General features: G+C 63.7%; 13 protein-coding genes. All 13 read right to left on the minus strand.

What is annotated here, in order from left to right; all coding sequences use genetic code 11:
- Positions 1-5 precede the first annotated feature (5 nt).
- A complete protein-coding gene (mnhG, locus tag RM190_RS05535) occupies positions 6-485 on the minus strand; it encodes a monovalent cation/H(+) antiporter subunit G (protein ID WP_311758411.1) in 480 nt (159 codons plus the stop codon).
- Positions 482-766 (minus strand): K+/H+ antiporter subunit F, encoded by a 285-nt coding sequence (locus RM190_RS05540; protein ID WP_390907989.1) that lies wholly within the window; start codon positions 764-766, stop codon positions 482-484. The genes mnhG and RM190_RS05540 overlap by 4 nt, the downstream gene beginning before the upstream one ends.
- Positions 763-1,251 (minus strand): Na+/H+ antiporter subunit E, encoded by a 489-nt coding sequence (locus RM190_RS05545; protein ID WP_311758412.1) that lies wholly within the window; start codon positions 1,249-1,251, stop codon positions 763-765. Before RM190_RS05545 ends, RM190_RS05540 begins: the two co-directional genes overlap by 4 nt.
- Positions 1,248-2,972: a monovalent cation/H+ antiporter subunit D gene (locus RM190_RS05550; RefSeq protein WP_311758413.1), complete on the minus strand. Its 1,725-nt coding sequence runs from the start codon at positions 2,970-2,972 to the stop codon at positions 1,248-1,250. The genes RM190_RS05545 and RM190_RS05550 overlap by 4 nt, the downstream gene beginning before the upstream one ends.
- Complete coding sequence (locus tag RM190_RS05555; protein WP_311758414.1) at positions 2,969-3,313, minus strand: Na+/H+ antiporter subunit C; 345 nt, start codon at positions 3,311-3,313, stop codon at positions 2,969-2,971. The genes RM190_RS05550 and RM190_RS05555 overlap by 4 nt, the downstream gene beginning before the upstream one ends.
- Positions 3,313-6,189: a monovalent cation/H+ antiporter subunit A gene (locus RM190_RS05560; RefSeq protein ID WP_311758415.1), complete on the minus strand. Its 2,877-nt coding sequence runs from the start codon at positions 6,187-6,189 to the stop codon at positions 3,313-3,315. The genes RM190_RS05555 and RM190_RS05560 overlap by 1 nt, the downstream gene beginning before the upstream one ends.
- Positions 6,190-6,361: 172 nt before the next feature.
- Positions 6,362-7,615, minus strand: coding sequence for a type III PLP-dependent enzyme (locus RM190_RS05565; RefSeq protein ID WP_311758416.1), 1,254 nt, complete (start codon positions 7,613-7,615; stop codon positions 6,362-6,364).
- Complete coding sequence (locus RM190_RS05570) at positions 7,596-7,832, minus strand: acyl carrier protein (protein ID WP_311758417.1); 237 nt, start codon at positions 7,830-7,832, stop codon at positions 7,596-7,598. The genes RM190_RS05565 and RM190_RS05570 overlap by 20 nt, the downstream gene beginning before the upstream one ends.
- Before the next feature lie 10 nt (positions 7,833-7,842).
- A complete protein-coding gene (locus RM190_RS05575; protein WP_311758418.1) occupies positions 7,843-9,426 on the minus strand; it encodes an AMP-binding protein in 1,584 nt (527 codons plus the stop codon).
- A complete protein-coding gene (locus RM190_RS05580; RefSeq protein ID WP_311758419.1) occupies positions 9,419-9,958 on the minus strand; it encodes a serine O-acetyltransferase in 540 nt (179 codons plus the stop codon). The genes RM190_RS05575 and RM190_RS05580 overlap by 8 nt, the downstream gene beginning before the upstream one ends.
- An 81-nt stretch (positions 9,959-10,039) precedes the next feature.
- The gene (locus RM190_RS05585; RefSeq protein ID WP_311758420.1) at positions 10,040-11,083 is read right to left on the minus strand and encodes a glycosyltransferase family 61 protein; all 1,044 of its coding nucleotides are present in this window, start codon (positions 11,081-11,083) and stop codon (positions 10,040-10,042) included.
- A gap of 98 nt (positions 11,084-11,181) precedes the next feature.
- On the minus strand, positions 11,182-12,357 hold the full coding sequence (locus RM190_RS05590; protein ID WP_311758421.1) for a lipase: 1,176 nt from the start codon (positions 12,355-12,357) through the stop codon (positions 11,182-11,184).
- A gap of 152 nt (positions 12,358-12,509) precedes the next feature.
- On the minus strand, positions 12,510-13,862 hold the full coding sequence (gene proS / locus RM190_RS05595; protein ID WP_311758422.1) for a proline--tRNA ligase: 1,353 nt from the start codon (positions 13,860-13,862) through the stop codon (positions 12,510-12,512).
- Positions 13,863-13,864 lie beyond the last annotated feature (2 nt).

Here is a 13,864-nt window from a genome sequence, read left to right on the forward strand (position 1 = left end):
CGGGGTCATTCGCGGGGCTCTTGATCGCGGTCGGGATCATGGGGCGGTGCCTTGCCCAGAAGGCCGCGATCGATCAGCCCCTCGCCATAATTGGACAGGTCGCGGGGCTGGATGGGGCCCGGATCCTCGTGCGGCAAGCGTGGCGGCACGACCTCGTCATGGCCCAACTTGGTGTCCCGGTCGCGGCGCAATGCCGCCCGGCCCAGCATCAGCAGGCTGATGGGCGTGGTGATCAGCATGAAGACCCCGATGATGATCTCATGCACGACCGGGCGCTTTTCCAGAAGCGAGAACATCGCCATCGAGGCCAGCACGATCAGCAATGTGCCATAGCTGTAGCCCAGCGTCGGCGCGTGCAGCCGTTGGTAGAAGCTTTTCAGCCGTACCAGCCCCAGGCTGCCCAGCAGCGCCAGCGACGAACCGGCCACCACGAACAACGAGATCAGGATGGCGGCGACGGGGGGAAGTCCGGTGACCTGGTTCATTCGACCACCTCGCCGCGCATCAGGAACTTGGCCGCGCAAACGGTGGTGATGAAACCCAGCACGGCGATGACCAATGCCGCCTCAAAGAAGAAGACGTTGCCATTTCCCATCCCGATCAGCAGGAACAGCAGCATCGCATTGACATAGATCGTCTCGCTCGCCAGCACGCGGTCCTGCGCTCGGGGTCCGCGTATCATCCGCCAGCAGGACAGACCCACGGCCACGACCATGGCGATCTGGGCATAGCTCAGCGCGTATTCCAGGATCAGCATCGGGATCATTCGAATATCTCCAGAAGCAGGGCCTCGTACCGGTTGCGGATCAGGTGCTGCCAGTCGTCTTCGCTGCGCAGGTCAAGAACGTGCAGCAGCAGGCGGCCGTCGTCCCGTTCATATTCCAGCCAAGCGGTGCCGGGGGTCGAAGACAGGATGATCGCCAGCAGCGCCAGCGCGTTTTGGTCGCGCAGCCGCAGGTTCAGTTCTACGAAGCCCGAATGATAGGCCGGATGGTTCGGACCCAGCAGCAGGACGCGGGCGACTGTGACATTCGACTTCAGAATGTCCCAGGTGACGATCGCCACAAGTTGCGGAATCGCGCGCCACCGCCGGATGCGCGGACGTGCGGGTTGCAGCCTTTCGACAGCCCAGCCAGCGACCAGTGCGATCACGGTCCCAAGGACCAGATGGCCCAGCGAGAAACGGGTAAGGATCAGCCACATCAGAATCAGTGCGGCGGTCATCAGGGGATGCGGAATCATGCGGCTCATTCTGCATCCTCCTGTTTCTTGCTGTCTTCGGTCGCCACGGGCTCGAAGCTTTGCGGAGGCGTGGCGTCGAGACGTTCTGCGTCCCGCAGGACCGCGTCGCGATAGATCGAGGGATCGATCAGCACATGTGCCGTCTGGCGGGTATAGTTCAGCACCGCGTCCGCGCGGACAGTCATCATCAGGATCATGCCCAGCAGCATGACGACCGGGATCACCTCAAGCGCAAAGATGCGTGGGGGCGGGTTGTCATCCGCCCAGAAGCGACGAATGCCGACCCGCACCAGCCCGATCAGCGCGCCCAGCCCGGACAGGATCAGCATCGCGGCAAAGATCCACAGCATTACCGGCAACTGCCCGTTCAGACCGACATTGTTGCGGATCGCGCCGCTGAGGATCGCGAACTTGCCGATGAAACCGGGCATTGGCGGCAGCCCGGCCAACATGGCGGCGATCAGCGAAAAGCAGATCCCCATGGTCAACCAGGACACGGTCCGCATGCCGGAGGGGCCGGGCGTGTCCTCGACGGAATCAAGGCCCATCGGGGTCCAGTCCCAACGTTCGGCCAGATGTTCGCGGGCAGCTTCCTCGGTCGGTTCCACCTCGCCGCGGTCATCGCGCGAGACGGGCTCTGCCATCAGGAAAAACGCGGAAATCGCGGCCGTCGACCCGATCAGGTAGTAAAGGGCGCCCCCCAGTATCTCGGGGCCGCCGCCCGCTTGTGCAAAGCCGATGGCCGCAAGCACGGTGCCCGACGAGACGATCGCCAGATACCCGCCCTTTCGCGCCAGTTCGGGCGAACCCAGCACGCCAACGGTGCCGAAGGCCATGGTCATGACGCCGCCGATCATCAGCACGGGCGCGCCAAACCCGGCCGAGGCCCCGGCCTCGGGTCCCAGGATCAGCAGCGACAGGCGCATGATGACATAGACCCCGACCTTGGTCATGATTGCCATGATCGCGGCCGCAGGGGGCGAGGCCGAGGCATAGGTCGACGGTAGCCAGAAGCACAGGGGCCAGGCTGCCGCCTTGACCAGGAAGGCAACCCCAAGGAAGCCCGCCGCGGCGTGGAACAGCAACCTTTGCGGACCTTGGAGGGTCGCGACCTCGCGCGCGATATCGGCCATGTTCAGCGACCCGGTCGTGCCATAGACCAGTGCCACCCCGATCAGGAAGAACAGCGAGGCGGCAAGGTTGACCGCGATATATTGCAGCCCGGCCTTGATCCGGTCCGGTCCCGATCCGTGCAGCATGAGACCGTAAGAGGCGGCAAGCATCACCTCGAAGAACACGAAAAGGTTGAACAGGTCGCCCGTCAGGAAGGCGCCGTTGACCCCCGCCAGCAGGAACTGGAACATGCTGTGATAGTGCTGTCCCTTGCCGTGCCAGCCCGCCGCGGCATAGATCAGTGACGGGATCGCCAGCAGCGAGGTCAGCATGACCATCATCGCGGCCAGCCGGTCCAGCACGAGCACGATCCCAACCGGCACCGGCCAGTCGCCCAGCCGGTAAAGCTGCACGATGGTCTTGCCGTCGCCGGTCAGCGCCTTGGCATCGTTCATCAACTCGGTCGAGCTGAGAAACATCAGGCCCACGGCCACCAGTCCCATCAGCAGCTTGGTCTGGCGGTTGCGGTCGTTGTAGAACAGCATGATCGCGCCCGCGACCAGCGGGATCAGGATGGGCGCGATGATCATGTGATGGGGAAGGGTCTCGGGGTTCATTGGTCGCGCTCCTTCCCATCGACATGGTCGGTTCCGCTGATCCCGCGGGACGCGATCATGACGACAAGAAACAGCGCGGTCGTGGCGAAGCTGATGACGATGGCTGTCAGCACCAGGGCCTGCGGCAAGGGATCGGCATAGGCCGTCGGATCGACGAAGCCGCCTTTTGGCATGATCGGGGCCGCGCCGACGTAAAGCCGGCCCATCGAGAAGATGAACAGGTTCACGCCATAGGCAAGCAGGCACAGGCCGATAATGACCTGGTACGAACGGGGCCGCAGCAGCAGCCACACACCGGAACCGGTCAGAACGCCAATTGCCAGGGCAAAGATCAACTCCATCAGGCTTCCCCCTCGCCATCGGTGGAACGGGGACGCGGCGCGACGCGCAGCGACTGGTGGGCGATTGCGATCAACATCAGCACGATCGCGCCCACGACCAGCGAAAAGACCCCAAGATCGAACAGCATCGCGGTCGAGGCAGGCACTTTTCCGATCAGCGGGATTTCCAGATACTGGTAATGCGTCGTCAGGAACGGGACGCCAAAGACCCAGGATCCCGCCCCGACGGCCGCGGCGACGATCAGCCCGGTTCCCATCCACCGCACCGGAAGGATGGTCAGACGCGCCTCGACCCAGCGGACATTTGCCGCGACATATTGCAGCAGCAGGCCCAGGGCGAACGTCACGCCCGCGGCAAAGCCGCCGCCGGGCAGATCGTGCCCCCTGAAGAACAGATAGGCTGCCAGCGTGATGATCGGCGCGAACATCCATTGCATCAGCACGGCTGGCACGAAGAGATAGGCTTCCAGCGCCTGCTCCTCGGCCTCGACCTGGGGACGGGGACGCTCGGCGCTTTCAAGGGCGGGGCGGAAGCGGCGCAGCAGCGCATAGACCGTCAGCCCGACGATCGCCAGAACCGTAATCTCTCCAAACGTGTCGAAGGCGCGGAAGTCCACAAGGATGACGTTGACGACGTTGGTGCCACCGCCCTCGACATAGGAATGGCGCAGGAACCAGTCCCCGACCGAGTTGCCGGGCTTGGTCAGCAGGACGGCCAGCGCGATGGCGGTCATGCCCGCGCCGCAGACCACGGCAAGGGCAAGATCGCGTAGTCGCCGCATGCGGGCGGCGCGGTTGCCGTCGCCGACAATTTCCTCATCCCGCTTGGGCAACCAGCGCAGACCCAGAAGCAGCAGGGTCGTGGTCGCCATCTCGACCAGAAGTTGCGTCACCGCAAGATCGGGAGCCGATAGCCAGACGAAGGTCGCGCAGGTGACAAGCCCCACCCCTCCCATCAGGATCAAGGCTGCAAAGCGGTGATACTTGGCCTGCCAGGCAGAACCCAGCGCGCAGCCGCAGCCGATGATCCACAGCAGGCCAAAGACCAGCTCGCGGGAATGGATCTCGGGGAAGGGGATGTTCCAGTCCAGCGGACCCAGCGCAAAGGTGGACGCGGCAACGGACATCAGGATCATCACGCGCAACTGGGCCTGAAGGCCCGGCGCCGACAGGATGCGCAGCAACCTTCGCGGCAGGCGCAGGCTGAAGAATTGCAGCAGCCATTCGAAGGCGCGACCGAAATCCAGCGCCCTGATCCCGCGCAGGCCTTCCTCGCCCCGGTCGATCCAGCGCCGTGGTACGAGATAGATCAGGATGCCCAGCGATGTGGCGATGACGCTCATGATCAGGGCCGGGTTGACGCCGTGCCAGATCTTCAGGCTGAAATGAGGAAGCTCGGGGCCAAGGATGGCAATGCTGGCGCTTTCCAGCCAGTTGCCCAGCGTGGCCTGCGGCGCGATGCCGACGCCAAGGCAGGCGACCACCAGCACGAAGACCGGCAGGCGCATCAGGGCCGGCGGCTCATGCGGTTCGCGCGGCAGGTCGGTCGCCACCGGGCCAAAGAACACGGTCACGATGAAGCGCAGGGAATAGGCGGCGCTGAACGCCCCGGCCATCACCGCGACATAGGGCGCGGCATTGTCGAGCGGGCTGCCGTTGTTCCAGACATAGGTCGCCTCGAAGAACATTTCCTTGGACAGGAAGCCGTTCAGCAGCGGCACCCCCGCCATCGAGGCCGAAGCGATGATGGCCAGCGCCGCCGTGACCGGCATCGCCTTGGCCAGACCCGACAGGCGGCGCATGTCGCGCGTTCCCGTCTCGTGATCGATGATCCCCGCGGCCATGAACAGCGAGGCCTTGAAGACCGCGTGGTTCACGATGTGAAAGATCGCGGCGATGATCGCCAGCGGTGTGCCGATCCCCGCCAGCGCGGTAATCAGGCCAAGATGGCTGATTGTGGAATAGGCCAGAAGCCCCTTGAGGTCATGCCGGAACAGCGCGACGAAAGCGCCCATCAGCATGGTGATCAACCCCGCGCCTGTCACGATCTGGAACCAGGCATCCGTCCCGCCAAGCGCCGGCTGGAAGCGTAGCAGGATGAAGACCCCGGCCTTCACCATCGTCGCCGAATGCAGATAGGACGACACGGGCGTGGGCGCGGCCATCGCGTTCGGCAGCCAGAAATGGAACGGGAACTGTGCCGACTTGGTGAATGCGCCCACCAGGAACAGGATCAGGACGACCGGGTAAAGGCGGTGGCCGGTGATCTGGGCACCGGCGGCCAGCACGTCCTCAAGCTGATAGCTGCCGACGATCTGGCCGATCAGGATCATCGCGACCATCAGGCACAACCCGCCCGAGGCGGTCACGACCAGCGCCATGCGCGCACCTTCGCGCGCGTCTTGGCGGTGGTACCAGTAGCCGATCAGCAGGAACGACACGAGGCTGGTCAATTCCCAGAACACCACCATCATGATGATGTTGCCCGACAGGATCAGCCCCGCCATCGAACCGGCAAAGGCCAGAAGGCAGGAATACAACCGCGGCACCGGGTCGTCGGCCGCCATGTAATATCGCGCGTAGACAAGCACCAGCATGCCGATCCCGGCGACCAGGATCATGAAAAGCCAAGCAAATCCGTCCAGGCGAAAGGTCAGGTCAAGCCCGGCACTGCTGGCCCATTCAACGGTCTCGACGATCTTGCCGCCTTCGGCGACCGCCGGATAAAGTACGGCAAGGATCGCAAGGGCGACAGCCATCGTCAGCCCGGCCAGCCAAGTTTCGGCATTTCGCGAACCCACGGGAAGCGTGGCTGCCAGCGCGGATGAAACGAATGGCGTCAGAACAAGTAGCAGCAACAGGTTCTGTTCGACCATCGGGATCCTTCGGGAGTTCGGGCTGTGCCCCATCATAGGGCGAGGGGGACGGGAAACACAACCGATCCGGTCGCGAATATCCGGCCTTATCCCACACAAACCAGAGAAAATTTATCGTGATTGAAATGAACTTGCCGCAGCCTTGCGGATCGTGCAGGAACGGATTTTCGGGTCACTCGCCGCGCAGGCGCGTGATGTCCCGAAGCTGGCCATTCGTCACCATTACCTCGACCGGCAAGGGGTGGCTGATGAAGTGAAGCGGGCTGGCGGTCGGGCCATAAGCCCCCCCGGCATGGATCGCGATCAGGTCGCCCTCTTCCAGCCGCGGCAGAAGCACTCCGCTGCCCAGCTTGTCGATCGAGGTGCAAAGCGGTCCGCTCAGGTCATGCTTTTCCTCGGGGCGGGAGCCATCGTCATCCTCGCCGATCCGGTGCATCGCGTAATTGCGCCGCATTACCATGCCGAAGTTGCCCGAAGCGGCAAGGTTGCCGTTCAACCCGCCATCGCAGATCGCGATGCGGCTGCCGCGAGAGGTCTTGATCGACACCACGCGCGTCACGAAATAGCCGGCCGGCCCGATCAGGTAGCGACCCAGTTCGAGCACCAGCCGCGTCCCCGCAAACCTGGGCTCGGCGCGAAAAGCGTCAAGTTCGGCCCCGATCCCGTCGGCGACCTGCTGAAGGTCAAGCTCGGTCTCGCCCGGATGATGGGGGATACCCAGCCCCGATCCGAAGATCAGTTTCCGGGGTTGGATATCGATTTGCGCACAGAGGCGACGGAAAATGTCGATGAAGATGCGCCAATTCTCGCAGATGGCGCCGGGCTTGAGGCTTTGGGTGCCGGAATAGATGTGCAGCCCAATGATCCGCAGGTTCGGCAAGGCGGCGATCCGGGGAAGGATGTCGGCCGCGTCCTCGATGTCGATGCCGAAGGCGCTGGGGCGACCGGCCATCTGGTCGCCGAAGCCCTTGGGCACGTGGTCTGGCGCGATGCGGATCAGGACAGGCTGGACCCGACCAAGCTCTGCCGCGATGGCGTCGGCCAACCGCGCCTCGCGCAGGCTTTCGATTACAAGCTCGCCCAGCCCGGCAGAGATCGCGGGTCGCAACTCGGCTTCCCGCTTGGCCGGTCCGGTGAAGCTGACAAGCGCCGGATCCCATCCGGCCTGCTGGCTCAGGCGGAATTCACCCCCCGATGAGATGTCCAGGTAGTCCAGCCGGTCCCGCATCCAGTCCAGCAGCGCCGGGTTGGGGTTGCTTTTCACCGCATAGCTGATTGCGAACCATTTCCCGAAGGCGGCGCGCAGATCCGACAGGCGCGCTTCGGCAATGTCGGTGAAATAGACATAGGCCGGGGTGCCAAAGCGTTCGGCAGCTTCGGTCAGTCGCAGATCGATATTCTGGGCGTCAGCCAAGTCCAGTGACATAGGCAAGGATCCTGTCCACGGTGTCGAAATTCTCAAGCGTGACATCCGCGGGCTGGATGGCCGAGCCGGTCTGCTCTTCGATGAAGCCGATCAGCCCGACCATCGAAACCGAATCCAGCAGGCCGCTGGAGAACAGTTCGGTTTCGGCCCCGATCGGTTCATGGATGTTCTGGTCGTCCCGCAAATAGGAAATCAGGTCTTCCCGGCTCAGGCTCATACGTCTTGCCTCATGACTGCATCGCAACGGCGGCGGCCCTGGCGGCTGCGATGATCGCGGGCCGGTCAAGTTTCCCGCTGGGCGTTCTGGGCATGAGGCCCTGCCATGCGTGGATCCGTCGAGGCCGCATATAATGCGGCATCGCGCGGGCACAATGCACGACAAGCCCGGACTCGGTCGCCTCTGGCAAATAAGTCACGGCGGCGTGAACGGCCTGGCCAAGATCGTCGTCCTCGACTCCATAGGCGACGACCTCGGCCACGAGGCCGCTTTGGGACAGCGCATCCTCGACCTCGGTCGGGGACAGCCGGAAGCCCAGCGTCTTGATCATCTCGTCCAATCGGCTGACGAACCACAGGTCGCCTTCCTCATCCACGCGGACAAGATCACCGGAATAGACCACGGGCTGATCGCCGATCAGGTGCGAAAGCTCGGGGCAGGGGCGTATCTTCTGAGCTGTCAGGTCGGGCTTTTCCCAATATCCCAGACTGACCAGCGGGCCGGCATGGACCAGCTCGCCCTGTTCGCCCGGACCGGCGACCCCAACGCCGTGCTTGATTGCAAAGACCTGTGCATTCGGGATCTGCCGCCCGATCGAGCCCATCTTCTGCGTGAACTTCCCCGGCGCGAGATAGGTCGAGCGGAACGCCTCGGTCAGGCCATACATCAGGTAGATTTCGGTATCGGGAAAAACCTTCGGCATCAGCGCCAGGATGTTGGGAGGGATCTTGCCGCCGGTATTCGTCACCCGCCGCAATTCGGGAAGCTCCATCGGGCTTTCGTCCAGCAGCCGCACGATCTGGTTCCACATCGGCGGAACACCGGCCATGCCCGTCACGCCCTCGGCCTTGACCATTCGCATGATCTCGGCCGGCATGGTCAGGGGCTGGTGGACGATGGTTCCGCCCTTCAGCAGCATCGTCGTCAACTGGTTCAACCCGGCGTCGAAACTGTAGGGCAGGACCGAGATCAGGCGGTCTTCCTCGGTCAGTTTCAGGTATTGCGCGACCGAGATCGCGCCGATGCGGATGTTGCGATGGCTCAGCATGACGCCCTTGGGCGCGCCGGTCGAGCCCGAGGTATAGATGATCATCGCCAGGTCATCCGGCGCGCATTCGTCGGGCGCGGCGTCCCGGTCCGCCGGAAGGTCGGACCAGGACGCCACACCCTGGACAAGTCCCTCGGACTTGCCCTGAACCAGGAAGGCGGTTTCGGGCGGCAACGCATGGGTGCCGACCAGCCCCTTCATTGCGCCCGCGCCCAGGATGACGGCGCGCGCGCGACAATCCGCGGCCACATAGGCCAGTTGCTGCGCAGTCCAGCGCAGGTTCACGTTCACCGCGACCGCGCCGATCTTCCACGCGGCGAGCATCGCGGCCACCTCGTCGATGCCCTTGCGCAGGTGGACGATGACCCTGTCGCCGGGCCGGATGCCGCGTGAGATCAGCCAGTCCGCCACCCGTCCGGCCTCGGCCGCGAGTTCGGCATAGGTGACGCGCCGGTCGGTGTCGATCGCGGCGATCTTGTCTGCCCGATGGGGCAGGTTGTCTGCGAGCAGCCGCCACATGCAGCGGTCGAAATCCTCCTCAGGCATCAGCCGTCTCGCGCTTGCGGGCGGTCGCGGTCAGGCTGGGATAGATCTTGGCGGGAGAGCCGACCACCACCGAATCCGAGGGCACATTCGTCGTGACCGCGGTATTCGCGCCGATGCGGACCCGGTCCCCGATGCGGATCGGACCCAGCACGGTCGAATTCACGCCGATAAAGACATCATTGCCGATCACGGGCGCGCGACCGCGCATATTGGTGCCGATGGTGACATTATGCATCACCCCGCAGCGATCCCCGATGACGACCTCCGGATGGATGGAAAGCGACCCTTCGGCGTGGATGATGTGGAAATCCTCGCCGATGCGGACCTGCGGCGGGATCCAGATCTTGGTCACGTTCAGGATCAGGAATTTCAGCAGGCCATAGAACCTGCTTGCCACCCGGCGAGCGACGGGATTGCGCAAGCTGACGGCCCAGCGGCCATAGCGATAGATGGCCAGCGAGACGAAGGCAGGTTCGGTCAGGGAACTTCCGTGCCTGTTGTAATCCCCCCGGATTACGTCAAACAACCTCATGTGAGTCACTCAATAAAACCCGGTTGAAACTGAATCTCGAATCGATGATCACGCGTAAGGCAAACAAGTGCAACCTGCCGTTTAAGACGAATTTTTCGCGCCGGACGTGTGTATCAAATCCACCGTCCGCACGAGGTCCTGCCAATCGACGCTGAAGCTGCTGCTGTTGCCATGGGCGATCACCATCGCGAAGCGCTGCTGCCACCGATCGGTCAACAATTTCATTGCAGTGGTCGCGCGGTCGGGAGGCTGGATCGTCAGAAGCGTGCTGCCTGGGGGCATGGCGACAAGCCCGTGGTTCAGCTGGCTTCCCTCGACCCCGGCGACGATAGGTGCGTTCGCGCAGGCGGCCATCAGATCGTCCACGCTGTGATCCTCTGGGAACATGATGCGGAAGCCCAGGTCCCGCTCAAGCCGCTCGGCGATCTCGCGTTCGTTTTCCAGAATGCGATGATCGCCGGAATGACCACGCAGCAGAAAGACCGATTGCGGCCCGGCCACGGGCAGCGCGCCCAGCAGGCGGCTGCGCATGTCCTGCGCGCGGTCGATGCGATGGCCGTTGTTGGGATGGTCGTCGAACAGGATGGCTTCGTCCAGATGGGCATCGGTCATCCGTCCCGGCGCCATGGACAGAAGCTCCTCGTAGCGCGGAACATGGCCGGCACCGGCCTGCCGGGTGGTGATCGGCTGGCCCGCCGTCTCGGCAAGACGATAGGTCAGACAATCGTCGGTCAACCAGTTGCCGAACCAGCGGTTGCCGACCCAGGATTCGTACATGGCACCGCGGCCCATGTCCCTGAGCTTGCCAAGGCCCAGCTTGCTGCGCCGCTGCCGCAGGTGCAGGGTCATGCCGTTCGAATAGACGACACCGTCCACGACATCGACATCACGCAACCTGTATCCCATCGTCGGGCCGACAAGTTCGGCGGGATCGCCCTTCAGCGAAGTCAACAGATGGGGCATGGTGGTGAATTCGGCGCGGGTGATCCGCTCGGCCTGGCCCGGCAGGATGATCGCGGGCAGGACGCGCCGGATTTCGGCGGGCGCAATCTCCCATCTCTCCTCGGCGGCAAGGGCGATTTCGGGCGTACCCAGCCCCAGCATCAGGCCAAGGCGATAGGTCAAGGGACGCAGTGACAACATGACAAGGGGATTCCCTTGGAATACTCGTTACACAACGGCGGAAAGCATAGCCTGATCCGCCAAAAAGACTCAGGACTTTTTCAGGTCCCGGCGCTGGAGATCGCTGTGGCCAGCCAGTCCGCAATCAGCCTGTGATCCTCCTGCGAGGGATGCCAGAAGCAGGCGTCGCGCTTTAACTTGGGCAGCGTCACCAGAACGACCCTGACACCATCGGCGCGCAAGGCAGCCTCGGCCGCGCGATAGGGGCGCACAAGCCGGTCGCCATATTCGCCAAAGGCCAGAAGGACTTGCACCGCGCCGGGGTTTTCGCGCACGCGGTCGCGCAGGAAGGACAGCAGGGCCGTGCCGAAATCGCGGCTGAGGCTGTCATCGTCCTGCCAGATCTCGTCCTTTGCGAATGCGGCGGCGAAGTCGTTCGAGCCGATCCCGGTGACGACCACGTCGGCGGCGCGTTCGGGCAGGCGCATGGCTGCGGGTTCGCTGGGCAGTGCAAGCGCATAGCGGCTGGTCATCGTGGCCAGGGGTGCGGCCCCGTCATAGTTACGCAGCAGCCCGATCCCCGAGCGCGCGATCATCCGGTAATCCGCCCCCAGACGCGACGCGACCTGCGGGCCAAAGCTGCGGCTGGTATCCGTGGCCGAAAAAACCTCTTCCTCGGTACAGTCGCGGGTCGAGGCGGTGTTGGCAAAGCCCACCGTGTCGGAATCCCCGATGAACTCGATCATCCGGGGCAGGGCGCGCGGCGCGGGCAAGGGCTGAACGGTCGGGCCGATCAGGATGCCGCCAAAGCTGGCGGGCATCGAGGATTCGCTGATCTTCTCGACCCGGATCCGGTACTCGGCGGGCGCGAGGCCGCTGATATGCAGGTCGGACATGCCGGGACGCGCCACGTCGATCCGGCCAGCCTTGCCGTCGTTCAGCAGGATGCGCCAGCGGTTCAGCCCGTCCTGAAAGCGCACCGTCACCGATGATCCTCGAAACCGCGCCTCGGCGTGAAACCCGGGCCATTCCTGGATCAGCATGTCCTTTTTCCCGGCCGAAGCGCGCCCGCTGGTCAGCAAAGGCAGCTGCGTCAAGCCATCCTGCGGTTGGACCAGTTCCGCAGCGAACCAGGATTGGCCTTCGTCCAGCGTGACATGGATCGGAGGGACGGGCACTTCAGGCCGTGCGGGTTCGGACCAGAACCACAGCCCCGCCGCCGCGCAGGCGGTCAGGGCAAGCGAAAGGAACGCAAGTCTTCTCAGCAACCTGCGCATCGATTCCGGCTCCCCCCGCTGGCAGACGGCCGGGATGATGCGGCAGCAAAGCTTCGCCTGTCCACATCACCAAATCGACAGGTTTCGGCAGCGAAAAATGAAAGGGCCGGCGCCGCCATTCTGGCGGGCCGGCCCGGTCACGATGCGCGAGATCAGAAAGCGGCGGCGAAGACCGGCTGGTAGATCTCTTTGACGCGAGCGATGGCTTCCTGGGGCGACAGTTCCACCGACTCGCCGGTCCGGCGCGAGGTCAGCTCGACCTTGTTGTTTGCCAGCCCGCGCGGGCCGACGGTGATGCGCCAAGGCAAGCCGACAAGATCCATGGTCGCGAATTTTGCGCCCGCGCGTTCGTCGCGGTCGTCATAAAGTGCATCCAGGCCCTGCGTCTTCAGTTCGGCGTAAAGCGCCTCGCATGCGCTGTCGGTCCCGACGTCGCCTTGCTTCAGGTTGACGATGCCGACGTGGAAGGGGGTCACGCCTTCGGGCCAGATGATGCCCTTGTCGTCATGGCTGGCTTCGATGATCGCGCCCAGCAAGCGGCTGACACCGATCCCGTGGCTGCCCATGTGGACGGGCACGCGGTTCCCGTCCGGGCCGACGACGGTGGCGCCCATCGGCTCGGAATACTTGGTCCCGAAATAGAAGATCTGCCCGACTTCGATGCCGCGCGCCGTGCGGCGGCGTTCTTCCGGGATCTGGCCGAAAATCGCCTCGTCATGGGTTTCGTCGGTGCGGGCATAGCGGCTGGTGAACTCTTCCAGCACGGCTTTGCATTCGGTGACGCTGTCGTAATCGATCTGGCGATCGCCGAATTTCAGGTCGGTGATCTGGCTGTCGTAGAAGACCTCGGATTCGCCGGTCTCGGCCAGTACGAGGAATTCGTGGGTATAGTCGCCGCCGATCGGGCCACCATCGGCACGCATCGGGATCGCCTGCAGGCCCATCCGCTCATAGGTGCGCAGATAGCTGACGAGGTGGCGGTTATAGGCGTGCAGCGCGTCTTCCTTGGTCAGGTCGAAATTGTAGCCGTCCTTCATCAGGAATTCGCGGCCCCGCATCACGCCGAAGCGCGGCCGGATCTCGTCGCGGAATTTCCACTGGATGTGATACAGCGTCAGCGGCAGATCCTTGTAGGAGGACACGTGCGAGCGGAAGATGTCGGTGATCATCTCCTCGTTCGTGGGCCCGTACAGCAGGTCGCGCTTGTGGCGGTCGTTGATGCGCAGCATCTCTTCGCCATAATCGTCATAGCGGCCGCTTTCGCGCCACAGGTCGGCCGATTGCAGCGTCGGCATCAGCATAGGGATATGGCCAGCGCGCTGCTGTTCCTCATGCACGATCTGCTGGATGCGGTTCAGCACCTTGAAACCCAGTGGCAGCCAGGAATAGATGCCCGCCGCCTGCTGCTTGATCATGCCGGCGCGCAGCATCAACCTGTGGCTGACAATCTGGGCTTCCTTGGGGTCTTCCTTCAGAACGGGCATGAAATAGCGCGACAGACGCATGG

This window comes from Paracoccus broussonetiae (assembly GCF_031854425.1).
Taxonomy (GTDB): domain Bacteria; phylum Pseudomonadota; class Alphaproteobacteria; order Rhodobacterales; family Rhodobacteraceae; genus Paracoccus; species Paracoccus broussonetiae.